This is a genomic window from Pantoea sp. paga (genome assembly GCF_007558755.1).
In the GTDB taxonomy this organism is placed as follows: Bacteria; Pseudomonadota; Gammaproteobacteria; order Enterobacterales; family Enterobacteriaceae; genus Pantoea; species Pantoea agglomerans.
The window spans coordinates 49,655-76,173 of sequence record NZ_VLTF01000011.1; the positions used below are offsets into that span (position 1 = coordinate 49,655).

Sequence of the window (26,519 nt, forward strand, 5' to 3'; positions counted from 1 at the left end):
ACTGAAGCCATAAGTCTCTCTCTGTCGCCCACACTCGGATTAATTCATAAAGCTTGATCTCGCTTTATAAAATCCTTAAACATCTGATTAATAATAGAAGGTTGTTACACGGCAGATAAAAAAAACCCCCACCATCATGGCGGGGGAAGACAGGGATGTGTCTATGGCAAGGAAAACAGGGATACTATGTTACTGGTTACTGCTGGTACTACTCACTGCCTGCAGCGATGACGCTGACTGCAAATTCGAAAACTGTCGCAGCTCATTAAGTCGCCGCTGGTAATTCTGTTGTAACGCCGACTGCTGGGCTGGCGTTAGCAGCTGAAACATTTGATTCTGTACGCGCGCCATCTCGACTTGCTGTTCAACCTGAACTCTGGCGATCACTTCCGCCTTCTCGCGGATGGCCGCTTCGTTAAACTGGTCTGCAGTCACTAACTCATGTAGTGCTGCGATATCGTCAATATGGACGACCGGGCGCTCATGTCGGGCCTGTTGCATCAGGTCACGCATCTGCTGACGTTGCTCTTCAGTCAGCTCGATGCCATCGAACATGTGGCTTTGCGGATTTTGCGTCATACTGCCTGTCGGCAATCCGCCATGATGCATCTCGTCAATCGTCGTCGCATCTTTAGCACCTGCGCTGGCGACACTCAGAGCCATCGCTGAGGCAAGGACGACGGCGGTTAATTTGCGCATCGTGTACTCCAGTTCGTTCCGTTTTGCGATTCAACGAGAGCCAGTGTACGGCGACAGCTGCAAACATCCGTCAGGGGGTGTAAAACTACGTAAAGCGATGGATAGGTGCGCCAGGAACACGGTATTTTGCCTGCGGAGGGCTACAAAAATGAATAAAATCCTGTTGGTAGATGACGATCGCGAATTAACTTCGCTTTTAAAAGAACTGTTAGAAATGGAAGGGTTTGAAGTGGTGGTAGCCAGCGATGGTGAACAAGCGCTGAACCTGCTCGATAACTCAATTGATCTGCTTTTACTTGATGTCATGATGCCGAAGAAAAACGGTATCGACACCCTGAAAGAACTGCGTCAGCAACATCAAACCCCCGTCATCATGCTAACGGCGCGCGGCAGCGAGCTGGATCGCGTACTGGGCCTCGAACTGGGTGCAGATGACTATCTGCCTAAGCCGTTTAACGATCGTGAACTGGTGGCGCGTATCCGCGCTATTCTGCGGCGCTCAAACTGGAGTGAACAGCAGCAGCAACACGACAATAGCTCGCCCACGCTGGAAGTGGACTGCCTGCGTCTCAATCCCGGCCGTCAGGAGGCCAGTTTCGATGATGTCACGCTGGATTTGACCGGCACGGAATTCACCCTGCTCTATCTGCTGGCGCAGCATCTGGGCCAGGTGGTGTCGCGTGAGCATCTGAGTCAGGAAGTGCTGGGCAAACGCCTGACGCCTTTTGACCGCGCTATTGATATGCATATCTCCAATCTGCGTCGCAAGCTGCCTGAACGCCGTGACGGCCATCCCTGGTTCAAAACCTTACGTGGCCGCGGCTATCTGATGGTTTCGGCATCATGATTGGAAGTCTGACCACCCGTATCTTCGCCATCTTCTGGTTGACGCTGGCGCTGGTGTTGATGCTGGTGCTAATGGTGCCCAAGCTCGATTCACGACAGATGACCTCGCTGCTGGAAAGTGAACAGCGGCAGGGAATCATGATTGAGCAACACGTCGAAGCAGAGCTGTCACAGGATCCCCCTAACGATCTGATGTGGTGGCGTCGTCTGTTTCGGGCAGTGGAGAAGTGGGCACCGCCGGGTCAGCGGCTGCTGTTAGTGACCAGTGAAGGTCGGGTGATCGGCGCGCAACATAACGAAATGCAGGTTATCCGCAATTTTATCGGCCAGTCTGACAATGCCGATCATCCGCAGAAGAAGAAATATGGTCGTGTTGAGCTGGTAGGGCCTTTCGCCGTTCGGGATGGTGAAGATAACTACCAGCTTTACATGATTCGTCCCGCCAACAGTTCCCAGCTCGATTTCGTCAATCTGCTGTTTGACCGTCCCCTGTTACTGCTTATCGTCACCATGCTCATCAGCTCACCACTGCTGCTCTGGCTGGCCTGGAGCCTGGCTCGTCCGGCACGTAAGCTGAAATATGCTGCCGACGAAGTCGCAAGCGGAAACCTGCGTCAGCATCCGGAACTGGAATCGGGCCCACAGGAGTTTCTGGCGGCGGGTTCCAGCTTTAACCAGATGGTCAGTGCGCTGGAGCGGATGATGACCGGTCAGCAACGTCTGTTGTCGGATATCAGCCATGAGCTTCGTACCCCGCTCACCCGCTTGCAACTGGCTACCGCGCTGCTGCGTCGGCGCCAGGGTGAAGGCAAAGAGCTGGGCCGCATTGAGATGGAAGCACAGCGTCTTGATGGCATGATTAACGATCTGCTGGTGCTGTCGCGCACCCAGCATAAAAATGCGCTGGTCAGCGAAGCGATGAAGGCGAATCAGTTGTGGAATGGGGTGCTGGAAGATGCCCGCTTCGAAGCGGAGCAGATGGGCAAGAAGATGGATATTCCCTATCCGCCTGGCCCGTGGCCGCTTTATGGTAACCCCCATGCGCTGGAGAGTGCGCTGGAAAATATCGTACGCAATGCGCTGCGCTATTCACACACCCATATCAGCGTCAGCTTCTCCGTCGATATTTCCGGCATCACGGTACACGTTGATGACGATGGTCCTGGCGTGAGTCCGGAAGATCGTGAACAGATTTTCCGGCCGTTCTACCGTACCGATGAAGCACGCGATCGCGAATCCGGCGGCACCGGTCTTGGCCTGGCGATTGTTGAAACGGCAGTGCAGCAACATCGCGGCTGGGTTAAAGCGGATGACAGCCCATTGGGCGGCCTGCGTCTGACCCTCTGGTTGCCGCTCTACTCCTCCGCTCGTCAATAATTTGTTATGCTTCGGCCCCTGTCATCGGGGGCCTTATGCTTAACATTGTCTTGTTTGAACCAGAAATTCCGCCGAATACCGGCAATATCATCCGCCTGTGTGCCAATACTGGCTTTCAGCTTCATCTGATTCAGCCGCTTGGTTTTGCCTGGGATGACAAGCGTTTACGCCGCGCCGGGCTGGATTACCACGAATTCACTGCCATTAAATTCCACGCCGACTATCAGGCATTTATCGCCTCAGAGTCGCCTGAGCGTCTGTTTGCGCTGACGACCAAAGGTCGCCCGCACACAGTGCCGTAGCGTACCAGGCTGGCGATTATCTGCTGTTTGGCCCGGAGAGCCGTGGACTTCCGGCTGAGATCTTAGCGGCGCTACCGGCTCAGCAGAAAATCCGTATCCCGATGAAAGCGGAAAGCCGTAGTATGAATTTGTCGAACGCCGTATCGGTGGTGGTCTATGAAGCGTGGCGCCAGCTTGATTATGCGGGCGCGCTGATTAAAGACTAGATGCCGTCGCCAAACTGAAAACCCGCCAGGCTGCCATTAAAGTGCTGATCCATATCCATCGACGGCTTTTCACTGCCTGGCTTACCAACGATTCGCGCGGGTACGCCTGCTGCGGTGGTGTGCGGCGGCACGGGCTGTAACACCACGGATCCGGCACCGATTTTGGCTCCCTTGCCAACTTCAATATTGCCCAGGACTTTCGCACCGGCACCAATCATCACCCCTTCACGGATTTTCGGGTGACGATCACCGCTGGTTTTGCCGGTTCCGCCCAGCGTAACCGATTGCAGGATCGAGACATCATTCTCAACCACGGCGGTTTCACCAATCACAATGCCTGTGGCATGGTCGAGCATGATGCCGTGGCCTATGTTGGCGGCGGGATGAATATCGACGGCAAAGGAGACGGAGATTTCATTCTGCAGATAAACCGCCAGCGCGCGCCGGCCTTCATTCCACAGCCAGTGGCCAATGCGGTAGGCCTGTAAGGCGTGAAAACCTTTGAGGTAGAGCAGCGGCGTGGAGTATTTATCGACTGCCGGGTCACGCTGGCGCACCGCCTGAATATCGTACGCCGCTGACATAATCATCGACGGATCTTCACGGTAGGCTTCTTCAACGATTTCACGAATGGCGATGGCGGGCATAATCGGGTTAGCCAGCTTGTTGGCCAGCATATAACTCAGTGCGCTACCGAGATTTTCATGCTTGAGCAATGTCGCGTGGAAGAAGCTGGCCAGCATCGGCTCACAATCAGCCAGGGCGCGCGCTTCTGCTTTGATATTATTCCAGACCAGTTCTAACTCATCAGACGACATTGCTGTTTTCTCCCGATAAAAAAAGCGCCTGAATGGGCGCTGCAGGTGATGATGCTACGCGTCCTGCGTTAGCCAGTGCTGTTTTCGTCCTTCCTTGTTCGTCCCAGCAGACTCAATGCTGCATCTCTCGCCGGCTTTTCGCAATACAGCACCTGATAAATCTGCTCGGTGATCGGCATTTCCACACCAAAACGGGCAGCCAATGCTTTGACTTCTTTGGTGTTTCTGTAGCCTTCTACAACTTGTCCGATAATGCGTTGCGCGCTATCTACATCCTCGCCCTGGCCCAGCATCATGCCAAAACGACGGTTACGTGACTGATTATCGGTACAGGTCAGCACCAGATCGCCCAGACCCGCCATCCCCATAAAGGTGGTGGGATCGGCACCCAGCGCGGCGCCCAGCCGGCTCATTTCAGCCAGACCACGGGTGATCAGTGCGGTACGTGCATTCGCGCCAAAACCAATCCCGTCAGAGATCCCGGCACCGATAGCAATCACGTTTTTTACCGCGCCGCCCAGCTGTACGCCGATGAAGTCAGGGTTGTTATAAACGCGGAAGCTCTTACCGCAGTGCAGCTTCTGCTGCAGATCCTCAGCAAACTGCGCATCCGTTGCGGCCAGCGCGATAGCCGTCGGTAATCCGGCTGCCAGCTCTTTCGCAAAGGTCGGTCCGGAGATTACAGCCAGCGGAATGTCATCGCCGACAATTTCCCGCGCCACATCCTGCAGCAGACGGCCGGTCTCTTTTTCCAGCCCTTTGGTCGCCCAGACAATACGCGAGTCGGATCGCAGATGAGGCTTGATCTGCTGCAGTACCTCGCCAAAGACATGACTCGGCACCACAACCAATAAATCGCGGCTGGCAGCAATAGCTTTGGTCAGATCAGGTTCAAGGGAAAGATTGTCGGGGAACGGGACATCAGGCAGGAAAGCGGTGTTGCAGCGGTCACTCTGAAGTTGCGCCAGATGCGCCGGGTTATGTCCCCACAACAGCACCGGATGGCCGTTGCGGGCCAGCGTAATCGCCAAAGCGGTGCCGTATGAACCGGCACCGATGACGCTAATCGAAGCGTGAGTTGTCATCAGGCATCCTGATGTGGTTCAGCACCTTCTTCACCTTGCTGCTGCTGCAGGTAGTTCATGAACAGCGCATCAAAGTTAACCGGTGCCAGGTTCAGCTGCGGGAAGGTACCACGTGATACCAGGCTGGTAATGCATTCGCGTGCGTACGGGAACAGGATGTTCGGGCAGTATGCGCCCAGGCAGTGTGCCATCTGCGTTCCTTCGATACCGCTGATGGTGAAAATACCGGCCTGCTGAACTTCACACAGGAAAGCGGTTTCTTCGCCCACGGTGGCGGTTACAGTCACACGAAGTACCACTTCGTAAACTTCGTCAGCCAGCTGAGAAGATGCAGTGTCCAGATCCAGTTTAACGTCCGGTTCCCACTCTTTCTGGAAAACCTGTGGTGCATTTGGCGCTTCAAAAGAGATGTCTTTGGTGAATACGCGCTGAATCTGGAATTGCATTTCGTTGGTATTATGTTCTGACATGTGACCAAATCCTATGTATGAGATTGTCCGGCGTAAAATTACGCCTGCAGTAAGGGATCTAAACCTTCGCGATTATCGAGTGCGAATAAGTCGTCGCAGCCACCAATGTGCTGCGCATCAATAAAAATCTGAGGCACGGTGGTGCGGCCGCTACGCTTGATCATCTCTTCGCGTTTCGCCATGTCTCCATCAATGGGGATCTCCTGAAACGATACGCCTTTTTGCGTTAACAGCGCCTTCGCCCGATGGCAGTAAGGGCAAGTCGCCTTGGTATACACTTCAACATTTGCCATGATCAGCACCTCTGTAAGATTATTTGCCGCGAACTAACGGCAGATTTTCGCCGCTCCAGCCACTGATACCATCTTTCAGCACTGAAACCCGCTCAAAGCCGGCCGCGCTGAGATGCGCAGCAGAATCACCCGCGCTTTGTCCGGTTGCACACACCACAATTATGGGCTGCGCTTTATGCTTTGCCAGTTCGTCGATGTTGCCTTTTTTAATCTCAGCGGCTGCGACATTAAGCGCACCTGAAATATGACCTCTGCGGAAATCGTCGCGCGAACGCACGTCTACAACTACCGCGTCCTCTTTATTAATCAGGCGGGTTGCTTCACCGCGACTGATCGTTTTTACCTTAGAGAACATTCCTTTAACGGTAGTCACAATCACCAGAACGAGTAAAACGACCCATGCCAGACTCAGGATGGGGTGATTGCTTGCAAACTGCATAATTTCTTGCATGAGGGGTAACGACTCCAGACCGGGCTAATAAGCTAAAACAAGGGTTCTGAGTATACCTGCGCCACTTCGCATGTACAGATGCTATGCGGCCAGAGTATCGATTTGTGCTTCATTTTCCAAAAAAAGTGGCTGAATAGCAAAAATGGCGTAAGGCTTAATCCATGTCATTGTGAAAGTGGACATAACTGGAAAAGCAAATGCCAGTGGGGAGCACTGGTAAGCGGCGGTTCATCGTGGAATAATCATTGGCCTATGAAGGGAAAAACAACCGTTTCGCACACAAGGACCCGTCCCAACGGCGATAACCTGCCGTTGTTCACACACTTGTCCAGCCTCTCCCTTAGCCTGCTTTGTGCGGGGGCACTGTTATTGCCTGCCGCCGCCGTTAGTGCAGAAGACAGCAAATCTCAGTTGCAATCTATTCAGCAAAACATCGCTGAAAAAGAGAAAAGCGTTAAAGCGCAAAAGCTTCAGCGCAGCAAATTACTGGATCAGTTGCAGAGTCAGGAAAAAATCATCGCTCAGGCGAGCCGTCAGTTGCGTGACACCCGCAATAGCCTCAACGCCCTGAATGACGAAATCAAACAGCTTGCCACCTCCATCGCCCGCCTTGAAAAACAGCAAACCCAACAGGAAAACCTGCTTTCAGAGCAGCTTGATGCGGCGTTTCGTCAGGGTAAGCACAACGGTGTACAGCTGTTGATGGGCGGTGAAGAGAGCCAGCGCAGCGAGCGTATTCTGGCCTATTTCGGCTATCTGAATGCTGCGCGCCAGAAAAATATCGAATCGCTGCAACAGACGCGTCAGGATTTGGCTCAGCAACGCGCCACGCTGGAGCAGAAGCAACAGCAGCAGAAAGGCTTATTAGCGCAGCAGCAGGGCCAGCAGCAGAAGCTGCAACAGGCGAGCGAAGCGCGGAAAAAAACCCTGACGAAACTGGAAAGCGCGCTGGAAAAAGATCAGGCCGATCTGGTCGAGATGCGTCAGAACGAAAGCCGTCTGCAGGATAAGATTGCCCGTGCGGAACGCGAGGCGCGCGAGCGCGCCGCCCGTGAAGCGCGTGAGGCGGAAAAAGTGCGTCAGCGTCAGGCGCAGGCGAAAGCCAAAGGCTCCAGCTATCAGCCGACCCAGAGCGAACGCGAACTGGTGGCGCGCACCGGTGGACTTGGTCGTGCCGGCGGGCAGGCCTTGTGGCCGGTACGCGGACGCATTGAACATCGCTTTGGTGAACAGCTGCAGGGTGAACTGCGCTGGAAAGGACTGGTGATTGATGCGCGCGAAGGTACCGAGGTGAAAGCTATCGCCGATGGCCGCGTGCTGATGGCCGACTGGTTACAGGGTTACGGCCTGGTGGTCGTGCTGGAACATGGTAAAGGCGATATGAGCCTGTATGGCTATAACCAAAGTGCGCTGGTGAGCGTGGGTACGCAGGTGAAGGCAGGACAGCCTATCGCACTGGTGGGCACCAGTGGTGGCCGCGGTACCCCGTCGCTCTATTTTGAAATCCGACGTCAGGGACAGGCCGTCAATCCACTCCCGTGGTTAGGAAAATAGGTTTTGCTGCAACTTCGAAAAATCCCCGTTCTGTTGAGCGCCCTGCTGTTCAGCTACGCTGCGCAGGCGGGCAAACTGGCCATTGTCATCGATGACGTAGGCTATCGCCCTGCCGAAGAGAACAAGGTCCTGCAGATGCCGCAGGCCATTTCAGTGGCGGTTTTGCCCAACGCGCCACATGCCCGTGAAATGGCCACCAAAGCGCACCAGAGTGGTCACGAAGTGTTGATCCATCTGCCCATGGCGCCGCTGAGCAAACAGCCGCTGGAAAAAGATACCTTAACGCCGGAGATGAGTAGCGAAGAGGTTACCCGCATCATGCGCAATGCGGTTAACAACGTGCCTTATGCCGTAGGTCTGAACAACCATATGGGCAGCAGGATGACCTCCAGCCTGCCCGGCATGCAGAAAGTGATGCAGGCGCTGAACCACTATAATCTCTACTTTCTGGATAGCATGACCATCGCTAACAGTCAGGCTGTTCCTGCCGCACAGGGCACCCAGGTCAGGGTATTAAAACGCCGGGTATTTCTGGATGACAGCCAGGATATTAATGCCATCCGCCAGCAGTTCAGTCGGGCGGTGAAACTGGCGCAGCGCGACGGTTACGCCATTGCCATTGGTCATCCCCACCCTAACACCGTGCGGGTGCTGCAGCAGATGTTACCCACATTGCCAGCCGACGTTACGCTGGTTCGCCCCAGTCAGCTGCTGAACGAATCACTCCGCAGCGGCTCACGGACGCCTGTGGCACCGGCAAAACCGGCGACACCGCGCTTCCAGCCTGCAGACCTGTGTAAACCGAAACAGCCGCTGGCGCCGGTTCCTGCCACCCGAGCCTTAACGGTAATAGCGGAAAGTGTGAATAACAGCCCGCTGTTTAACACGCTAAAAAATCTGTTCTGAATTTGCTATGAATGCTAAGTGTTCAGCTTAGCGTTCATTTATACGCAGAAATTACTATAATCCTCGGTCGGGCGATAACGTGCTGTGCGGGAACAGTGATAGGGATGACGATTATTAAACAAAAAATCCTGCTACTGGATAACGGCAGAGAGTGGGGCGGCGGCACCAACAGTATGCTGGAGCTGTTGAAGCGTATCGATCGTCAAAAGTTTGATATCACCTGCTGCTTCTATCACAACTACAGCCGTGGCAACGACGAAACCATTGAGGCCACGCTGAATGCGCTGGCTATCCCGGTCTTTTTTATTCCGCAAATCAGGCAGCCACGCTGGGCAAAGTTTGTTAAAGAAGTCGCGCGGGCACTGCTGTTTTTTAATAAGAAGCTCAAGAAGCGCGCCATCGATCAGATTGATACACACTGGCGCATTATGCCCAATGCCAGCAAAATCAATTCACTGCTGCAGCTGGGGAAGTTTGACACGCTCTATATGAATAACCAGCCCAGCACCAATGTGGAAGGTTATCTGGCGGCGCGCAGCCTGGATGTTGCGGTAGTGCAACACTGCCGTATCGATCCGGTTCTGGAACCGCGGCTGGTCAGCATGGTCAATCAGGATTGCCAGGCGATCATTGCCGTGTCACAGGGCGTGAATAACACCCTGCGCAGCCACGGTGTTGATGCGGAACGCTGTTTTACCGTCAATAACGCTATCGACATCCACCAGCCTCTGCCCGACCGCCTTGAAGTACGCCAGCGCTTTAAACTCTCCCCTTCAACCTTTGTGTTCGGCACGATTGGCTCGCTGATATTGCGTAAATCTAATCACCATATTCTGCAGGCACTGGGCCGTTTTAAACGTGCTAATCCCGATGCCGACTGGAAGATGGTGGTGGTCGGAGCGGGTCCGGAACTTCAGCATCTGCTGCAACTCGCTACCGCAGAGAACATCCAGCAGCACGTGGTCTTTACCGGCTTTCAGAACAACGCGCTGGATTACCTCACTGCCTTTGATGCGTTTATTCTTGCCTCACGCAGTGAGGGCTTACCAAGGGTTGTGCTGGAGGCGATGCTGGTGAATACCGCCGTAGTGGGATCCCGCGTGGTCGGTACTGCCGAATTGATCAGTCATGACGAAACCGGGCTGCTGTTTGATTATGGCAACGTGGTGCAACTGACCCAGCATCTGACCGCACTGTGGCAGGATGCGGATTTACGTCAACGCCTGATCAATGCGGCAGCGAAACGCGTACGTGAACAGTACGCTATTGAAACTTATATCAGCGGCGTCGAGAATATTTTACAAAGCGTCGTGAAAAAGAAACCTCATGCTTAATTTTTTAAATCCCCGTTATCGCCATATCAGGGCGAGTCATAACCTGCCTTATTCGCATAAAGAGGTTCAGGGTACTGTACCGGTCACTTCTGTCGTGATCCCCTGCACCGGCGCGGACTATATCGAAGAAGCCCTGCTCAGTGCCGATTTTGCGGCGCGCTTTGCGACAGAGGCTGAAGAGATCGTAATTGTCAGCGATCAGCCGGCTCACGCCTTTGGCAGCCTGCCAGTAAAAACCCGTGTCGCTACGCTGGATGTCCCGCATCGGGAAGAGAGTTATCGCTACAAGCAGATCTATCGCAGTCGTTTGATTAAATTGCAGGCGCCCTTACAGGCTAAAGGCGACGGCATTCTGATGATCGATTCCGACCTCAATCTGCTTAAGATGCCGGAGATCATGATGAAGTCCGGCCATCTCTATTCCAGTTTTCGTCAGGGGAAAATGATTGCCAAGCTGGCTGATGCGCCGGAAGAGGCGATTCCCGCCTACTACCCGCACAGTATCCGGCCCTGGCTGGTGGATCACGTGAATGGGGCTTACCTGGCCGCCACCCGTGATGTCTGGCAGCGCATTTCGCCGCTGTGGCTGACGCTGTTTAATGATACCTGGAATTTAATGAACGACAGCCAGCCGCCTACTGACCAGCTGCCGCTGGCGGTGTTGCTGGACATGCTGGATATTAAAACCGTCAATCTGGGCGAATGGGCTAACTGGCCGGTCTCAAAGAAAATTGGCGGTCAGTCGGCGGTGATCCCGCCTGAAGTGGTAGGCGCACATGGCGGCTTTCCGCTGTCGGAATGGCAAAAATACCTCGCCGATCCGCAACAGCCGCTGAACTTTAAAGGCCAGGACTACACGCGTAAAGTGCGCTACCTGACCGATGAAGAGAAAAAACAAAGCTAATCATGCGGCCGCCCTGGCGGCCGCTGTTTTAATCCCAGCTCAGTATCACCTTTCCCGAGCGTCCAGAACGCATCTCATCAAAGCCCTGCTGGAAATCGTCGATTCCATAGCGATGGGTAATAACCGGCGTTAAATCAAGCCCGGACTGGATAAGCGCCGCCATTTTATACCAGGTTTCAAACATCTCCCGGCCATAAATGCCCTTGATAAAAAGCCCTTTGAAGATCACCTGATTCCAGTCGATCGCCATTTCACCCGGCGGGATGCCGAGCAGTGCAATCTGCCCTCCGTGATTCATTACCTCCAGCAATGAACGGAAGGCAGGTGGTGCACCAGACATCTCCAGCCCGACATCGAATCCTTCTGTCATGCCCAGCGAGTGCATCACGTCTCGCAGATCCTCATTCGCCACATTCACCGCGCGCGTGACGCCCATTTTGCGCGCCAGTGCCAGACGATACTCATTGATGTCCGTGATCACCACGTTGCGTGCGCCGACATGGCGACAGACCGCGGCGGCCATGATGCCGATAGGACCCGCGCCGGATATCAGCACATCCTCACCCACCAGATCGAACGATAGGGCGGTATGCACGGCGTTGCCGAACGGATCAAAGATTGCCGCCAGCTCATCGGAAATGTTGTCGGGAATTTTGAACGCATTGAAGGCCGGGATAACCAGATACTCCGCAAAGCAGCCCTGGCGGTTAACACCTACACCCATTGTGTTACGGCATAAATGCGTTCGCCCGGCACGGCAATTGCGGCAATGTCCGCAGGTAATGTGCCCCTCGCCCGAGACCCGATCGCCAATCGTAAAGCCTTTCACTTCCTGTCCTATCGCAACCACTTCCCCCACATATTCATGACCGACAATCATCGGTACCGGAATGGTTTTGCGCGACCAGTCATCCCAGTTGTAGATATGGACATCGGTACCGCAGATGGCGGTTTTACGAATCTTAATCAGCAAATCGTTGTGGCCCGGCTCCGGAACCGGCGCATCGGTCACCATCCAGATGCCCGTTTCCTTCTTCAGTTTGGCGAGTGCTTTCATGACGGACTCCTCAGGCGATAACGCCCAGTTGTTTGCCGATACGGGTAAAGGCCGCCACCGCACGTTCCAGCTGTTGCTGGGTATGCGCCGCAGAGATTTGGGTGCGAATACGTGCCTGTCCTTTTGGCACCACCGGATAGAAGAAGCCGGTAACGTAGATGCCTTCCTGTTGCAGCAGGCGGGCGAACTCCTGGGCGACGCTGGCTTCACCCAGCATTACCGGGATAATGGCGTGATCGGCTCCCGCCAGCGTAAAGCCCGCCGCCGTCATCTGCTCCCGAAAGTAACGGGCGTTGTCCCACAGACGCTGACGCAGCCCGTCGCCTTCGCTGAGCAGATCCAGCACCCGCAGCGAGGCGGCAACAATGGCCGGGGCCAGCGAGTTAGAGAACAGATAGGGACGGGAACGCTGGCGCAGCCACTCCACCACTTCTGCTTTTGCTGCGGTGTAGCCACCGGAGGCGCCACCCAGCGCTTTACCCAGCGTGCCGGTAATGATGTCGACCCGGCCCATCACATCGCAATATTCATGGGTTCCGCGTCCGGCGTTCCCCACAAAGCCCACCGCATGGGAATCATCCACCATCACCAGCGCAGAAAACTCATCGGCCAGATCGCAGATAGCGGGCAGATTCGCAATCACCCCATCCATTGAGAAGACCCCATCGGTGGCGATCAAAATATGACGCGCGCCTTTATCGCGCGCTTCCTGCAGACAGGCGCGCAGCTGCGCCATATCGTTATTGGCATAGCGGTAACGCTGCGCTTTGCACAGCCGGACGCCATCGATAATGGAAGCGTGGTTCAGCGCATCAGAGATGACGGCATCCTGCGCATCGAGCAGGGTTTCAAACAGGCCGCCATTGGCATCGAAACAGGAGGAGTAAAGAATGGCATCCTCCATGCCGAGAAAGTCTGCCAGCCGCTTTTCCAGCTGCTTATGACTATCCTGCGTGCCGCAAATAAAGCGCACCGACGCCATGCCAAAACCATGCGAATCCATCCCCTCTTTCGCCGCCTGAATCAGCGCCGGATGGTTCGCTAAACCTAAGTAGTTATTGGCGCAGAAGTTAATCACCGCCGGATTATCGCCAACCGCGATCTCCGTCTGCTGGGCAGAGGTGATGATCCGCTCCTGTTTAAACAGTCCTTCCTGATGTGCATCATCAAGTTGCTGACGAAGTTGTTGATAAAATTGCGCAGGCATCATTGCTCTCCTCAGATGGCAAAAATCTGGCATATCTTACTGAACAGGCCGCTTCTTCACGATAAATCGCCCAACAGAATGTCATTTTTGCAGCATAGTTCACGCCGCAAGGATGTACGCACAAAGCGTTACAGAGTCATCTGGCTGTCTGCACCCTGATGAAATGTTATGATGTGAGGTATTCGTGTGTGAAACCTCCTGTTTCACCCCACAACGTTGAAGGTAACAACATGATTATCGTAACTGGCGGCGCAGGAATGATTGGCAGCAACATTGTCAAAGCGCTGAACGATCGCGGTCACACCGACATTCTGGTGGTGGATAATCTGAAGGATGGCACCAAGTTTGCCAATTTAGTCGACCTGGATATCGTCGATTACATGGACAAAGAAGAGTTCCTGATGAGCGTGATGGCGGGCGATGATTTAGGCCCGATCGAAGCGGTGTTCCATCAGGGCGCCTGCTCCTCCACCACCGAGTGGGATGGCAAGTACATGATGGAAAACAACTATCAGTACTCCAAAGAGCTGCTGCACTTCTGTCTTGAGCGCGAGATCCCGTTCCTCTACGCTTCTTCCGCAGCGACCTACGGCGGACGCAATGAGAATTTCATTGAAGAGCGTCAGTATGAGCAGCCGCTTAATGTTTATGGCTACTCCAAGATGCTGTTCGACCATTACGTCCGTCAGATGCTGCCGGAAGCGAACTCGCCGGTATGCGGCTTCCGCTATTTCAATGTCTATGGACCGCGTGAAGGCCACAAGGGCAGCATGGCAAGCGTTGCCTTCCATCTGAACACGCAGATCAGCAACGATGAAAATCCAAAACTCTTTGAAGGCAGCGACGGCTTTAAACGTGATTTCATCCACGTTGATGATGTTGCGGAAGTGAACCTGTGGTGCTGGGAAAATGGCGTCTCCGGGATTTACAACTGTGGCACAGGCCGCGCCGAGTCCTTCCAGGAAGTGGCTGACGCAGTACTGAAGTTCCACCAGAAAGGTCAGATCGAGTACATCCCGTTCCCGGAAAAGCTCAAAGGACGGTACCAGGCCTATACTCAGGCCGATCTCACTAAATTGCGTGCCGCTGGCTACGACAAGCCATTTAAAACGGTGGCGCAGGGCGTCGCTGACTATATGGTCTGGCTGAACCGTAACGCATAAAGGAAGCTGCTCCGGCGATGAAAATTCTGGTAATCGGCCCGTCGTGGGTCGGCGATATGATGATGTCGCAAAGTCTCTATCGCACCCTCAAGGCCGAACATCCCGATGCGGTAATTGACGTGATGGCACCTGCATGGTGCCGTCCGTTGTTGTCACGCATGCCGGAGGTGAATCAGGCGCTGGCGATGCCGCTTGGGCATGGCGCGCTGGAAATCGGTGAGCGTCGCCGGTTGGGCAAAGTGCTGCGCGTCAGTCACTACGACCGTGCTTATGTGCTGCCTAACTCCTTCAAGTCGGCGCTGGTCCCCTTCTTTGCCGGAATAAAACGCCGCGTCGGCTGGCGCGGTGAAATGCGCTATGGCCTGCTGAATGATTTGCGGGTGCTGGATAAAGCCGCGTTTCCGCTTATGGTTGAGCGCTACGTTGCGCTGGGCTACGACACACCTGTTGCTTCGGCGGCGCAGCTGCCACAGCCGCTGTTGTGGCCAAAACTGCAGGTTGAAGAGCAGGAAAAAATTGAAACGGCCGCACAGTTTCAGCTCGCCGCGACCCGTCCGGTCATCGGTTTTTGTCCGGGTGCTGAATTTGGTCCGGCCAAACGCTGGCCGCACTATCACTACGCCACGCTGGCCCGCCAGTTGATTGCTGAAGGCTTTCAGATCGTGCTGTTTGGCTCCGCCAAAGATCGCCCGACCGGCGAAGAGATTATCGCTGCGCTGCCCGAAGAGGCGCGTGGCCACTGCCGTAATCTGGCGGGTGAAACTCAGCTGGAACAGGCGGTGATTTTGCTGGCGCAATGCCGTGCCGTGGTCAGCAACGACTCCGGCCTGATGCATATCGCCGCGGCGCTGGATCGTCCACTGGTGGCGCTCTATGGACCAAGCAGCCCTGACTTTACGCCGCCGCTGGCAAAGCAGGCGCGAATTATTCGCCTGATTACCGGCTATCACAAAGTACGCAAAGGCGATGCCGAACAGGGCTATCATCAGAGCCTGATCGATATTCAGCCTGAACGCGTACATCAGACGCTGAGCGAACTGCTCGCGCCACAGGAGGTGCCATGCACGTCCTGATTGTTAAAACTTCATCAATGGGCGATGTGCTGCATTCGCTCCCGGCACTGACCGATGCAATGCATGCCATTCCCGGCATCCGTTTCGACTGGGTAGTGGAAGAGAATTTCGCACAGATCCCTGGCTGGCATCCCGCAGTAGATAAAGTGTTACCGGTCGCGATTCGCCGCTGGCGCAAACACTGGTTTGGCAGTCAGCAGCGTGAAGAGCGCGTGCTGTTTAAGCGCGCGTTACAGTCACGTGAGTACGATATCGTGATTGATGCACAGGGCCTGATCAAAAGTGCCGCGCTGGTCACCCGCTTATCGAAAGGGGTGAAACATGGGCAGGACAGCCGTAGCGCGCGTGAGCCGTTCGCCAGCTGGTGGTATGACATCCGCCATGAGGTCAGTAAGCGGCAGCACGCGGTTGAGCGGACGCGCGAACTGTTCGCCAAAAGCCTGGGCTATGAAAAGCCGCAAAGTCAGGGTGACTACGCGATTGCCGGACACTTCCTGCATCATCTGCCCGCTGACGCACATCATTACCTGGTCTTTCTGCATGCCACGACGCGTGACAACAAGCACTGGCCGGAATCACACTGGCGACAGCTGATTGAGCAGATGCAGCCCAGCGGGTTGCGGGTGAAATTGCCCTGGGGTGCTGAACATGAGCATCAGCGTGCGCAGCGCCTTGCAGAAGGATTTGAGCATGTCGATGTGCTGCCTAAGCTGACGCTGGAAGCGATAGCACAACAGCTGGCGGGCGCACGGGCGGTGGTCTCAGTGGATACCGGATTGAGCCATCTGACGGCGGCACTGGATCGCCCCAACCTCACGCTGTATGGTCCGACCGATCCTGGATTGATTGGCGGTTACGGGCAGAACCAACAGGCACTGAGCGCCCCGAATCATAATCTGGCAGAGCTGACTGCTGACACGGTGGCAGAGAAACTGCGGGCCGTTATTACGGAAAACATGCCATGAACTATGTGCTGATCTACCTGCTTCTGCTGCCTTTCCGGGCCATAATGCGGCTGTTTTACCGGCCAACCGGACGCAGCCTGATCATCCAGACGGCAAAGATTGGTGATTTTATTAATATCACCCCGATGCTGCGCGCACTGGGTCAGTCTGAGTTGCTGATCAGCAAAGCGGTGGAGCCGCTGGCGCGTCATGATGACACGGTCAGCCGCTATTTCCTGATTGAAGAGGCGAAGCGCAGCTTTTTTGCTAAACTGAAGCTCGCGTTCACTCTGATGAACCGCTATGACAACGTCTATCTGGTGCAGCCAAACAGCGTGAACCTGTTTTTCGCCGCGCTCTGCAACGCACCGAACAAGCAGTTTCTGCGCACCTATGTGCGTAAGTCCTACCATAAGACCTTCTATCGCAGCGCCAGCGGTATTGTCGACCACACCAAAACGGATTTAACGCTCGACAGCTACCTGAAGCTGATTAATCGAGACTACCGCTACACCGATTTCCCCAAGCATGCGACCTCTCCGCTCTGGCAGCCGCCTGCGCCGCCCGCCGCGCTGGTTAATCCGCGCGGCGGTATTAAAATTGGCATCAGTATTTCTGCCGGTAACCGGGCTAAAACCATTCCTGCCAGCATCTGGCAGCAGCTGATGGCGTCGCTGGCTGACCTGCCCTGTACCTTTTATGTGTTTGGCCCACCGGCTGAGCAGCCGTGGCTGGATGAGTTACTGAGCCTGACCGGCCCGAAAGACAATATCGTCAGTCTGATTGGTGAGCTAAAACTGGAAGAGGTTCCGTGGGCCATTGCACAGATGGATTTCTACATCTCCTCTGACTCTGGCAATGCTTATATTGCGGATGCGCAGCAGATACCGGTGATCATGCTTTACGGGCCGTGTGAAGTCCGGGAACAGCGCCCGGTCAATAACGTTTTGTTTATCGGACCGGATAATATTGCTGCGTCGACGTTCGTTTTTGCCACCCGTTTTCAGTTTGATCAGCCTGCTGAAAAATTATTCGGGCTGGATCACGATAAACTGACTAGAATACAAACGTTTATTACTCATAATCTGGAATAGTGAAGCGTAATGGCAATTACCCCTCTTGCTGAGGCCGTTCAGCAAAGTCAGCTGCTGGTTAACACGCTTGCTGACACGGATGATAATCCGGTTCATGTTGCGTTTGGCATCAACTACGCCTACGCGCGTGGCATGGGCATTACGTTGTTTTCACTTCTCAGCCATCATCCTGATACCGCTTTCCACGCCCATGTTTTTTCAGACTCGCTTTGCGAAGAGGATGTGGAAAAACTGCGATCGCTGGCCAAAGGCCATCGTCTGGCGATCACGCTGCATATCTTTAACCGAGCCTGGGTTGATCAGTTGCCTGCGGTCGGACGCTATCCCAAAAGTATCCACTACCGTTTCCTGATTCCGGAAACCGTGGCGAGCTACAGCGATCGGGTGATCTATATTGATGCTGACACCCTGGTGGTAGGCGACTACTCTCCCCTGTTCACGCTGGATATCACTGATTACACGCTGGCGGCCTGTAATGACACACCGCGAGCGCGACATAACCAGTGCGCAAGGCTGGGGCTGAAGCATCATCACTATTTCAACTCCGGCTTTATGCTGATTAATATTCCACGCTGGCTCGAAAGGCAGACCACCGCGCGCATTACCGACGTGCTGGTAACGCGGGGCGCAGAGTTTGGTTTTCCCGATCAGGATGCGCTGAATATCGTGCTGGAGGATGAGGTCCTGATCCTGCCAGACCGCTATAACTACATTTACGATATCATCGCCAATAAAGTCTGGGATCACTCGGGCGTGCCTGAAGAGACGGTGATGATTCACTACACCGGTAAATGCAAACCCTGGCATGCATGGGCTGGCAGCGATCTTTCCCAGCGCTACTACAGCTATTACCAGCGCTCCCCCTGGGCTTCACAACCACTTGATACGCCAAAGCATTATAAAGAGATGAAGCGATTCGCCCGCGTAAAGTGGCATCAGAAACAGTATGCTGAAAGCCTGAGCTGGATGATGAAGTATGTCAGTCTCAAGTTTTTTAAGCAGAGTGAGCAATAGCACACTCAGGTTTATCAGATTGATGCGGGCGCTGTTATTTCAGCGCCTGACTTTCCCGCCATTTATCCCGCCAGCTGTTTGCCACGACCTCTGTAATAACGACGCTGACAGCAAGCCAGCATAATAATCTGTTTACCTGCACGGCCACATTGCGTAAAAAAAGCGCATATAGCGCATTATTATTGTCGGGCGTGGTTTTTAGTAAAGCAGGGATGCAACATCGTTTTATAATTGTGAACTCCCTGATTTCACTCTGCTGATTTGGAAATGATTTATGACGAGGCAACGCCCTTTCGCAGTGAATACAATGCTGGTGCAGATATTGTCATGAGTACTTCTCCTCTGCTGAGTATCATTACCCCGATGTACAATGCGGGCAGCATGTTTGATGAGTTCATGCAGTCACTGCTGGCGCAGACGCTGACTCTGCTTGAGATCATTATCGTCGATGACGGTTCAACCGATGGCTCAGGCGAGCGCGCCGATCAGTATGCACAGCAGCATTCTCACATTCGTGTGATTCATCAGGAAAATGGCGGCGTCTCGCGCGCCCGTAACGCCGGGCTGGCGATTGCCCGCGGGAAATATGTCACCTTCCCTGATGCAGATGACACCATGAAACCCGATATGTATCAGACGCTGGTGACGCTGGCGGAAGCAGATAATCTGGATGCGGCACAGTGCAACGCCGAGTGGTTTTTCAAACACAGCCAGCGGGTAAAGCCGCTGATTCCGCTGGATCGCCTGCGCAGCACGCCGGTGCTGAACGGTGCCGACTGGCTGAATACCGCGCTGAAAACCCATCGTTATATGCATGTGGTCTGGCTGGGCATCTATCGCCGGGAACTGATTGAGCAGCACCAGTTGCAGTTTGAGCCCGGCCTGCATCATCAGGACATTCCCTGGACCACCGAGTTTATGCTGCTGGCAAAACGCGTGCGTTATACCGAAGCGGTGCTCTATCGCTACTACATGCATGACGCCTCAATCAGCAATCGCAAACGTACCGGCGAGCGCAACGTTGAGTATCAGCGCCACTACATGAAGATTGCGCGACTGCTGGAAGAGCTCAATGACCGCTATCGTGACCGCGTGAAGATCTACCCGTCGTTTCACTATCAGGTGACTCATGAAGCGCTCAGCGTTTGCCACAGTGTAAGACGTGAGCCTGACGCACGCGCACGCCAGGCAATCATTGCCGAGCTGTTCGCCACCCGGACACACCTGCGCATGTTACGCAATGCCCGGGGAATTAAGCAGTGGTATCAGTTGCTGTTGTGGCTGGCCCGACTCTATCGCTGGCGTGATAAATAACCTTTGAGGCTGGCTTTATCCTAAAAAGGGTTTGCCCTACAATCGGTTCACTGAATTCTGAGAACTCTTGTTTATGGCCAGCCTGACTCCAGCAAACATCTCTCCAAAAAATATATTACTGATTAAGCTGCGCCATCATGGTGACATGCTGCTCACAACGCCCGCCATCAATGCGCTTCATGAGCGTTATCCGCAGGCCAGCATCGACGTGTTGCTCTATCAGGAGACGCGTCCGATGCTGGAAGCGCATCCGGCTATCCGCCATTTGCACGTCATCGATCGTAAATGGAAGCAGGAGGGCACCTGGCGCAAGCTGGGCCATGAGCGTGCATTAATTCGCGCCATACGTGCCGCCTATTATGATCTGGTAATTAATCTGGCCGATCAGTGGCGGGCAGCCCTGATTACGCGGCTCTCTGCGGCACCCGTTCGCATCGGTTTTGCCTATAAAAAACGCGATAACGTCCTGTGGCGATGGTGTCACAACTGCCTGGTCCCCACACATAATCACAGCAAACTGCATACCGTTGAGCAGAATATGTCGGCGCTGGCACCCCTCGGCATCAGCAGCAACGGCGCACGTGTCTCAATGCACTACAGCGACGCTGACCAGCAAACTGTGCTGACACGACTGGCGGAACATCATGTCACTGCGCCCTATATTGTGGTGCAGCCGACCTCACGCTGGGGCTTTAAATGCTGGGAAGAGGAGAGTGTTGCCGCCACGCTCGATCAGCTGGCGCAGCCGGGCCGCAAGGTGGTGCTGACCGCCGGGCCGGACAAACAGGAGCTGGCGATGATTAACCGCATTCGGGCGCTGTGTGCGTCGCCGGATGTGGTTTCGCTGGCCGGTCAGTTTACCCTGCCGCAACTGGCGGCGCTTATCGATCATGCCCGGCTGTTTATTGGTGTCGACTCTGCACCAATGCACATGGCCGCCGCACTTGAAACGCCCTGCATTGCGCTGTTTGGCCCGACCAAGCTGCAGCACTGGCGGCCATGGGGCGACAACAATCATGTCATCTGGGCGGGTGACTATGGCCCGCTGCCCTCACCCGATTCCATCGACACCAAAACAGACCAGCGTTATCTGTCGGCCATTCCGGTGAAGGATGTGGTCGCGGCAGCGAGGAGCTATCTGAATGAGTAAGTTACGGCTGGCGATTGTCCGGCAGAAATATCGTCCGGATGGCGGTGCCGAGCGTTTTATCTCGCGCGCGCTGGAAGCGCTGGGCAGCGAGCAGCTCGATCTCAACATCATTACCCGCAACTGGCAGGGCACACCGAATCCTGACTGGCATCTGCATATCTGTAATCCGGCAAAGCTGGGCCGGGTATCCCGTGAGCGTGGTTTTGCCCGTGCTGCACGCACCTGCTGGGAGCGCGAGAAGTTCGATATTGTGCAAAGCCACGAGCGCATCGCGGGCTGTGATATTTTTCGCGCGGGTGATGGTGTTCATCGCGTCTGGCTGGAACAGCGCGCCCGCATCGTCTCATCGTGGCAACGACTGAGTGCTGTGCTCAGCCCTTATCATCGCTATGTTCTGCAGGCGGAAGCGGAGATGTTTAACTCTCCGACGCTGAAAGCGGTGATCTGTAATTCTGAGATGGTAAAGCGCGATATCCTGCGCTGTTTCTCGCTCGACGCCGGAAAAATCCACGTTATTCATAATGCTATCGACGCCAGCCGTTTCCAGCCCGCCACGGAAGCAGCACGTCGCGCTACCCGTCAGCAGCTGGCGCTGCCTGATGCGGCGACCGTACTGATTTATGTCGGCTCCGGCTTTGAACGCAAGGGGTTGAAAGCGGCGATACAGGCGCTGGCTGCCAGCGACCGTTATCTGATTGTGGTGGGTCAGGATAAGCAACTGCAACGGTATCAGCAGCTGGCAAATCAGCTTAACTGTCTGGACCGGCTGCGCTTTGTCGGCGTACAGCAGGATGTGCAGCCGTTCTATCACGCAGCTGATGGCCTGCTGCTGCCCACCCTCTACGATCCTTTTCCTAATGTGGTGCTGGAGGCGATGGCCTGCGGCTTACCGGTGATTACCAGCACCGGCTGTGGTGGCGCAGAATTTATTACCGCTGGTCAGGAAGGCTTCGTCTGTGATGCCTTGGATATCAAGGGGTTAAATCAGGCTGTTAATGCACTACCGGCGCTTTCTGTCGATTCACGAATGGGTGACGCGGCGCGGCGCAAAATTGAACCTTATGGTCCACAACGGCTGGCGCAGGCGCTGACTTCGCTTTATCAGCAGGTCCTGAGCAGCAACTGACAATGTGGGATGAGTGCATGCGGGGTTTCTGATAACATGCCGCCATCTGATTTTAATCTGCTTTTAGACGCGAATTTGCTGTAACGGTAACTATGACGACCATTTACACCGCATTGCTCTACTTAATTCAGCCACTGATTTGGCTGCGCCTGTGGCTGCGCGGTCGTAAAGCGCCTGCCTATCGCAAACGCTGGGCAGAACGCTATGGCTATTGTGTCGGCAAAGTTAAGCCCGACGGCATTGTGCTGCACTCGGTCTCTGTGGGTGAAACCCTGGCCGCGATCCCGCTGGTGCGCGCTCTGCGTCATCGTTACCCGACCCTGCCGATTACCGTCACCACCATGACGCCTACCGGCTCTGAACGCGCGCAATCTGCATTTGGCAAAGATGTGCATCACGTCTATCTGCCTTATGATCTGCCGGGTTCAATTAATCGTTTTCTGGATACGGTCAACCCCCGCCTGGTGATCATCATGGAAACTGAGCTGTGGCCGAACATTATCCGCATTCTGCACCAGCGTAATATTCCACTGGTGATCGCCAATGCCCGCCTCTCGGCCCGGTCGGCTAAAGGCTACCGCAAGCTGGGTAAATTCATGCGCCGGCTGTTGCAGAGCATCACGCTTATCGCGGCGCAGAATGCGGAAGATGGCGACCGCTTCCTGAGCCTGGGCCTGAAACGTTCTCAACTAACGATTACCGGCAGCCTGAAGTTTGATATTTCCGTGACGCCAGAACTGGCCGCCAGAGCGGTAACGCTGCGTCGTCAGTGGGCGCCGCGCCGTCCGGTGTGGATCGCCACCAGCACGCACGAAGGTGAAGAGGCCATTGTGCTGGATGCCCATCGCCGCCTGCTGCAGACCTTCCCGGATCTGCTGCTGATTCTGGTGCCCCGCCATCCCGAACGTTTTAACGATGCCCGTGAACTGACGCAGGAACGCGGCTTCAGTTTTATCCTGCGCAGCAGCGGCGAGATCCCGTCTGGCTCAACGCAGGTGGTCATCGGAGACTCAATGGGCGAACTGATGCTGCTATACGGCATTGCCGATCTGGCCTTTGTCGGCGGCAGCCTGGTTGAACGGGGTGGACACAACCCGCTGGAGCCTGCTGCCCATGCTCTTCCGGTTCTGATGGGACCCCATATCTGGAACTTCAAAGATATCTGCAGCAAGTTGCAGGAAGGCCAGGGGCTGATCACCGTCACCGACGTGATTTCGCTGGAAAAAGAGGTCACCAACCTGTTACAGGATGATGATTACCGCCGTTATTACGGACGTCATGCGGTAGACGTGCTGCACCAGAATCAGGGTGCGCTACAGCGTCTGCTACAGTTACTCGAACCGCATCTGCCACCACGGGCCCACTAATGTCAGCACGCCAACGTCTTTCCGTGGTGATGATCGCCAAAAACGAAGCGGAACTGCTGCCTGATTGCCTGGCCTCGGTCAGCTGGGCCGATGAAATTATCGTGCTGGACTCAGGCAGCCATGACAACAGTGTCGACATCGCCACGCAGGCTGGGGCGAAGGTCTACCACAATGATGACTGGCAGGGCTATGGCATCCAGCGCCAGCGCGCGCAGCACTATGCCACCGGCGACATGATTCTGATGATCGATGCGGATGAACGCGTGACACCTGAACTGCGCGCCGCGATTGAGCAGGTGCTGGTCGCGCCACCCAGCCGTACGGTTTATAGTCTTGGCCGCAGTAATCTGTTTCTCGGCCGCTTTATGCGTCATAGCGGCTGGTATCCTGACCGCGTCATGCGACTCTATCCACGCACCTTCCGCTACAATGACAATCTGGTGCATGAATCACTGCAGAGTGACGGCGCGCCAGTGGTGGCATTACCCGGCGATCTGCAGCATCTGACCTGCCGCGATTTAATCGCCTTTCAGCGCAAGCAGCTGGCTTATGCCGAAGCCTGGGCTACGGAACGCCATCGGCGCGGTAAGCGTTGCAGCCTGTTTTCTCTGTTCAGCCATACGCTGGGCGCGTTTGTGAAAACCCTGCTGCTGCGTGCCGGTTTTCTCGACGGAAAACAGGGCTGGATTCTGGCGGTGGTCAATGCGCAATATACCTTCAATAAATATTCAGCCCTCTGGGCGCTGAATCATGCTTCGGCAAAAGGGCGAGTATGATCACGAAAGCCATCTATCCCGGAACGTTTGATCCTGTGACGCTCGGTCATCTCGACATCGTGACGCGGGCAGCGCAGATGTTTGATCAGGTCATTCTGGCCGTTGCCGCCAGCCCCAGTAAAAAACCAATGTTCAGCCTGGATGAGCGCGTGGCGCTGGCTGGTGAAGTGATAGCCCATCTGCCCAACGTTGAGGTGGTCGGATTCAGCGACCTGATGGCGAATTTCGCCCGTGACCAGCAGGCGAATGTGCTGGTCCGTGGCTTGCGTGCAGTGTCAGACTTTGAATATGAAATGCAGCTGGCCCAGATGAATCGTCATCTGCTGCCAACGCTGGAGAGTGTTTTCCTGATGCCGTCTGAAGGCTTCTCGTTTATCTCATCTTCGCTGGTCAAAGAGGTGGCGCGTCACGGCGGCGATGTTACCGCCTTCCTGCCCGCGCCGGTGCATCAGGCATTGCTGGCTAAACTGGCTTAATGCTGGCAGTTCGGGCACCAGTAGGTGCTGCGCTGTCCATGTCTGCCGCTGACAATCGGCGTACCGCATGCCCTGCAGGGTTCGCCTGCCCGCCCATAAACCTGTAACTGCTGTGCAAAATAGCCGGGTTTACCGTCGCTCTGTAAGAAGTCACGCAGTGTGGTTCCGCCCTGCTCAATGGAGCGTAACAGCACCGCTTTGATGGTATTGACCAGCAGTTCCGCTTCGGCCTGCGACAGACTGCCGGCAGCACGATCGGGAATGATCCCGGCGGTAAACAGTGACTCGCTGGCGTAAATGTTGCCTACGCCCACCACCACTTTGTTATCCATCAGCCACTGCTTGATGAGCGTCCGCTTGCCGCGTGACTTCTCAAACAGGTAAGCGCCGTCAAACTCCTCGCTAAGCGGCTCCGGCCCGAGATGTGCCAGCACGCTGCTGCCCGCCAGATCGCTGCTCCAGAGCCAGGCACCAAAGCGGCGCGGGTCGGTATAGCGCAGCACTTTGCCGTTGCTCATGACTAAATCAACATGGTCATGCTTCGCCGCTGGCAGCTCTTCTGACAGCACGCGCAGGCTACCGGACATGCCAAGGTGGATAATGATCCAGCCATGCGGCAGTTCCAGCAGCAGATATTTCGCCCGGCGCTGCACACTGAGCACCGGCTGATCGCTCAGCGCCAGGATCTCCTGCGAAACGGGCCAGCGCAAACGTGAATTACGCACCACGGCGTGAAGGATGGTTTCACCGACCAAATGCGGCTCGATACCGCGACGGCTGGTTTCAACCTCTGGCAACTCTGGCATACCCTCTCCTCAGCGTTTTACACAAACAAAAAACCCGGCCGGAGCCGGGTTTTTAGCAGAACACTAAAATTACTTAATTTTAGCTTCTTTGTAGAGCACATGCTGACGTACAACCGGATCGAACTTTTTCAGTTCCAGCTTCTCTGGTTTAGTACGCTTGTTCTTCGTGGTGGTATAGAAGTGACCTGTACCAGCAGAGGAAACCAGCTTGATCTTCTCACGAATACCTTTAGCCATGATTCAGTTCCTTAGTACCTTAGTACTTCTCACCACGGGCACGCATATCGGCTAACACCGTATCAATGCCCTTTTTATCAATAATACGCATACCTTTAACAGATACACGCAGAGTAACGAAGCGCTTCTCGCTCTCAACCCAAAAACGGTGTGAGTGCAGGTTCGGAAGGAAACGGCGTTTCGTCGCGTTCATTGCGTGGGAACGGTTGTTACCCGTCACCGGACGCTTTCCAGTTACCTGGCAGACTCGTGACATGTCAATATCTCCAAAAATCAAATCAGCTCGAGCTTTAAAAATTAGGTTTGGGCCGCCTCGTCAGGCTTGCAGCCCGCCAGGCGAATTCCATGGAACCCGCTAAGCTGGCCTAACCGCCAAACCCGAGATTCTCAAAGGTGGCGTAGTATACGCCGCTCAGCCCAAGTGCTCAAGTCCCGAACAGATAAAGATCCCGAATGATCGGGCAAAAAGC

28 protein-coding genes and 1 pseudogene are annotated in these 26,519 nt (G+C 54.9%); 18 read left to right on the plus strand and 11 right to left on the minus strand.

The features are described 5' to 3' along the window. Positions 1 to 189 precede the first annotated feature (189 nt). Positions 190 to 699 (minus strand): cell-envelope stress modulator CpxP, encoded by a 510-nt coding sequence (gene cpxP, locus FOV68_RS21625; protein ID WP_010258214.1) that lies wholly within the window; start codon positions 697 to 699, stop codon positions 190 to 192. 148 nt (positions 700 to 847) lie between these two features. Between cpxP and cpxR the strand changes: the two genes are divergently transcribed. The 3 genes and pseudogenes from cpxR to FOV68_RS21640 all read left to right on the plus strand — a co-directional run. Beyond that, on the plus strand, positions 848 to 1,546 hold the full coding sequence (gene cpxR / locus FOV68_RS21630; protein ID WP_009088062.1) for an envelope stress response regulator transcription factor CpxR: 699 nt from the start codon (positions 848 to 850) through the stop codon (positions 1,544 to 1,546). After that, entirely contained in the window at positions 1,543 to 2,922 is a 1,380-nt protein-coding gene (gene cpxA / locus FOV68_RS21635; RefSeq protein WP_010258221.1) for an envelope stress sensor histidine kinase CpxA, read from the plus strand. The genes cpxR and cpxA overlap by 4 nt, the downstream gene beginning before the upstream one ends. 35 nt (positions 2,923 to 2,957) lie before the next feature. After that, positions 2,958 to 3,322: pseudogene (locus FOV68_RS21640) on the plus strand (TrmH family RNA methyltransferase); the annotation flags it as partial. Between the two features lie 104 nt (positions 3,323 to 3,426). Here the strand turns inward: FOV68_RS21640 and cysE are convergent. The 5 genes from cysE to FOV68_RS21665 form a co-directional block, all read right to left on the minus strand. Beyond that, positions 3,427 to 4,248, minus strand: a complete 822-nt coding sequence (gene cysE, locus FOV68_RS21645) for a serine O-acetyltransferase (RefSeq protein WP_010258225.1) — start codon at positions 4,246 to 4,248, stop codon at positions 3,427 to 3,429. Positions 4,249 to 4,316: 68 nt separating this feature from the next. Next, positions 4,317 to 5,333: an NAD(P)H-dependent glycerol-3-phosphate dehydrogenase gene (gene gpsA / locus FOV68_RS21650; RefSeq protein WP_031591863.1), complete on the minus strand. Its 1,017-nt coding sequence runs from the start codon at positions 5,331 to 5,333 to the stop codon at positions 4,317 to 4,319. Beyond that, entirely contained in the window at positions 5,333 to 5,803 is a 471-nt protein-coding gene (gene secB / locus FOV68_RS21655) for a protein-export chaperone SecB (protein ID WP_010258229.1), read from the minus strand. Before secB ends, gpsA begins: the two co-directional genes overlap by 1 nt. Before the next feature lie 38 nt (positions 5,804 to 5,841). After that, on the minus strand, positions 5,842 to 6,096 hold the full coding sequence (gene grxC, locus FOV68_RS21660; protein ID WP_010258231.1) for a glutaredoxin 3: 255 nt from the start codon (positions 6,094 to 6,096) through the stop codon (positions 5,842 to 5,844). A 19-nt stretch (positions 6,097 to 6,115) separates the two neighbouring features. After that, entirely contained in the window at positions 6,116 to 6,547 is a 432-nt protein-coding gene (locus FOV68_RS21665; protein WP_010258234.1) for a rhodanese-like domain-containing protein, read from the minus strand. 252 nt (positions 6,548 to 6,799) lie between these two features. On the opposite strand from FOV68_RS21665, the gene envC reads away from it, so the two are divergent. The 4 genes from envC (at position 6,800) to FOV68_RS21685 (ending at position 11,245) form a co-directional block, all read left to right on the plus strand. After that, positions 6,800 to 8,101: a murein hydrolase activator EnvC gene (gene envC / locus FOV68_RS21670; RefSeq protein WP_064703044.1), complete on the plus strand. Its 1,302-nt coding sequence runs from the start codon at positions 6,800 to 6,802 to the stop codon at positions 8,099 to 8,101. A gap of 3 nt (positions 8,102 to 8,104) precedes the next feature. Then, on the plus strand, positions 8,105 to 9,007 hold the full coding sequence (locus tag FOV68_RS21675; RefSeq protein WP_052259213.1) for a divergent polysaccharide deacetylase family protein: 903 nt from the start codon (positions 8,105 to 8,107) through the stop codon (positions 9,005 to 9,007). 104 nt (positions 9,008 to 9,111) lie between these two features. Beyond that, positions 9,112 to 10,341, plus strand: coding sequence for a glycosyltransferase (locus tag FOV68_RS21680; RefSeq protein WP_010258244.1), 1,230 nt, complete (start codon positions 9,112 to 9,114; stop codon positions 10,339 to 10,341). Continuing rightward, on the plus strand, positions 10,334 to 11,245 hold the full coding sequence (locus FOV68_RS21685) for a hypothetical protein (RefSeq protein WP_143991530.1): 912 nt from the start codon (positions 10,334 to 10,336) through the stop codon (positions 11,243 to 11,245). The genes FOV68_RS21680 and FOV68_RS21685 overlap by 8 nt, the downstream gene beginning before the upstream one ends. A gap of 28 nt (positions 11,246 to 11,273) precedes the next feature. On the opposite strand, the gene tdh is transcribed toward FOV68_RS21685, so the two are convergent. Continuing rightward, positions 11,274 to 12,302, minus strand: a complete 1,029-nt coding sequence (gene tdh / locus FOV68_RS21690; protein ID WP_143991531.1) for an L-threonine 3-dehydrogenase — start codon at positions 12,300 to 12,302, stop codon at positions 11,274 to 11,276. 10 nt (positions 12,303 to 12,312) lie between these two features. Next, entirely contained in the window at positions 12,313 to 13,509 is a 1,197-nt protein-coding gene (locus tag FOV68_RS21695) for a glycine C-acetyltransferase (RefSeq protein ID WP_143991546.1), read from the minus strand. A gap of 230 nt (positions 13,510 to 13,739) precedes the next feature. Here FOV68_RS21695 and rfaD point away from each other — a divergent pair, with 230 nt between their 5' ends. The 11 genes from rfaD (at position 13,740) to coaD (ending at position 25,006) form a co-directional block, all read left to right on the plus strand. Then, positions 13,740 to 14,672, plus strand: coding sequence for an ADP-glyceromanno-heptose 6-epimerase (gene rfaD / locus FOV68_RS21700; protein ID WP_010258257.1), 933 nt, complete (start codon positions 13,740 to 13,742; stop codon positions 14,670 to 14,672). 17 nt (positions 14,673 to 14,689) lie between these two features. After that, positions 14,690 to 15,745: an ADP-heptose--LPS heptosyltransferase RfaF gene (gene rfaF, locus FOV68_RS21705; protein WP_143991532.1), complete on the plus strand. Its 1,056-nt coding sequence runs from the start codon at positions 14,690 to 14,692 to the stop codon at positions 15,743 to 15,745. After that, positions 15,733 to 16,710 carry a lipopolysaccharide heptosyltransferase RfaC gene (gene rfaC / locus FOV68_RS21710; RefSeq protein WP_010258262.1) on the plus strand — a complete coding sequence of 326 codons (978 nt, stop codon included), beginning with the start codon at positions 15,733 to 15,735 and terminating at the stop codon, positions 16,708 to 16,710. Before rfaF ends, rfaC begins: the two co-directional genes overlap by 13 nt. After that, complete coding sequence (locus tag FOV68_RS21715; RefSeq protein WP_143991533.1) at positions 16,707 to 17,783, plus strand: glycosyltransferase family 9 protein; 1,077 nt, start codon at positions 16,707 to 16,709, stop codon at positions 17,781 to 17,783. Before rfaC ends, FOV68_RS21715 begins: the two co-directional genes overlap by 4 nt. Before the next feature lie 9 nt (positions 17,784 to 17,792). After that, entirely contained in the window at positions 17,793 to 18,797 is a 1,005-nt protein-coding gene (locus FOV68_RS21720) for a glycosyltransferase family 8 protein (RefSeq protein ID WP_115758615.1), read from the plus strand. A gap of 327 nt (positions 18,798 to 19,124) precedes the next feature. Beyond that, complete coding sequence (locus FOV68_RS21725; protein ID WP_227028388.1) at positions 19,125 to 20,111, plus strand: glycosyltransferase; 987 nt, start codon at positions 19,125 to 19,127, stop codon at positions 20,109 to 20,111. Between the two features lie 73 nt (positions 20,112 to 20,184). Further along, entirely contained in the window at positions 20,185 to 21,261 is a 1,077-nt protein-coding gene (rfaQ, locus tag FOV68_RS21730) for a putative lipopolysaccharide heptosyltransferase III (RefSeq protein ID WP_143991534.1), read from the plus strand. After that, positions 21,254 to 22,387, plus strand: coding sequence for a glycosyltransferase family 4 protein (locus FOV68_RS21735; protein ID WP_143991535.1), 1,134 nt, complete (start codon positions 21,254 to 21,256; stop codon positions 22,385 to 22,387). The genes rfaQ and FOV68_RS21735 overlap by 8 nt, the downstream gene beginning before the upstream one ends. Positions 22,388 to 22,479: 92 nt before the next feature. Further along, complete coding sequence (gene waaA / locus FOV68_RS21740) at positions 22,480 to 23,754, plus strand: lipid IV(A) 3-deoxy-D-manno-octulosonic acid transferase (protein ID WP_031591872.1); 1,275 nt, start codon at positions 22,480 to 22,482, stop codon at positions 23,752 to 23,754. Further along, complete coding sequence (locus FOV68_RS21745) at positions 23,754 to 24,530, plus strand: glycosyltransferase family 2 protein (RefSeq protein WP_031591873.1); 777 nt, start codon at positions 23,754 to 23,756, stop codon at positions 24,528 to 24,530. The genes waaA and FOV68_RS21745 overlap by 1 nt, the downstream gene beginning before the upstream one ends. Continuing rightward, positions 24,527 to 25,006, plus strand: coding sequence for a pantetheine-phosphate adenylyltransferase (gene coaD / locus FOV68_RS21750; protein WP_010258279.1), 480 nt, complete (start codon positions 24,527 to 24,529; stop codon positions 25,004 to 25,006). The genes FOV68_RS21745 and coaD overlap by 4 nt, the downstream gene beginning before the upstream one ends. On the opposite strand, the gene mutM is transcribed toward coaD, so the two are convergent. From mutM to rpmB, 3 genes are all read right to left on the minus strand, one after another. Next, positions 25,003 to 25,812 (minus strand): bifunctional DNA-formamidopyrimidine glycosylase/DNA-(apurinic or apyrimidinic site) lyase, encoded by an 810-nt coding sequence (gene mutM, locus FOV68_RS21755; RefSeq protein WP_031591878.1) that lies wholly within the window; start codon positions 25,810 to 25,812, stop codon positions 25,003 to 25,005. The two genes, coaD and mutM, sit on opposite strands and share 4 nt — an antisense overlap. A 69-nt stretch (positions 25,813 to 25,881) precedes the next feature. Further along, the gene (gene rpmG, locus FOV68_RS21760) at positions 25,882 to 26,049 is read right to left on the minus strand and encodes a 50S ribosomal protein L33 (RefSeq protein ID WP_003024094.1); all 168 of its coding nucleotides are present in this window, start codon (positions 26,047 to 26,049) and stop codon (positions 25,882 to 25,884) included. A gap of 19 nt (positions 26,050 to 26,068) precedes the next feature. Beyond that, positions 26,069 to 26,305, minus strand: coding sequence for a 50S ribosomal protein L28 (gene rpmB / locus FOV68_RS21765; RefSeq protein WP_006121249.1), 237 nt, complete (start codon positions 26,303 to 26,305; stop codon positions 26,069 to 26,071). Positions 26,306 to 26,519: the final 214 nt, after the last annotated feature.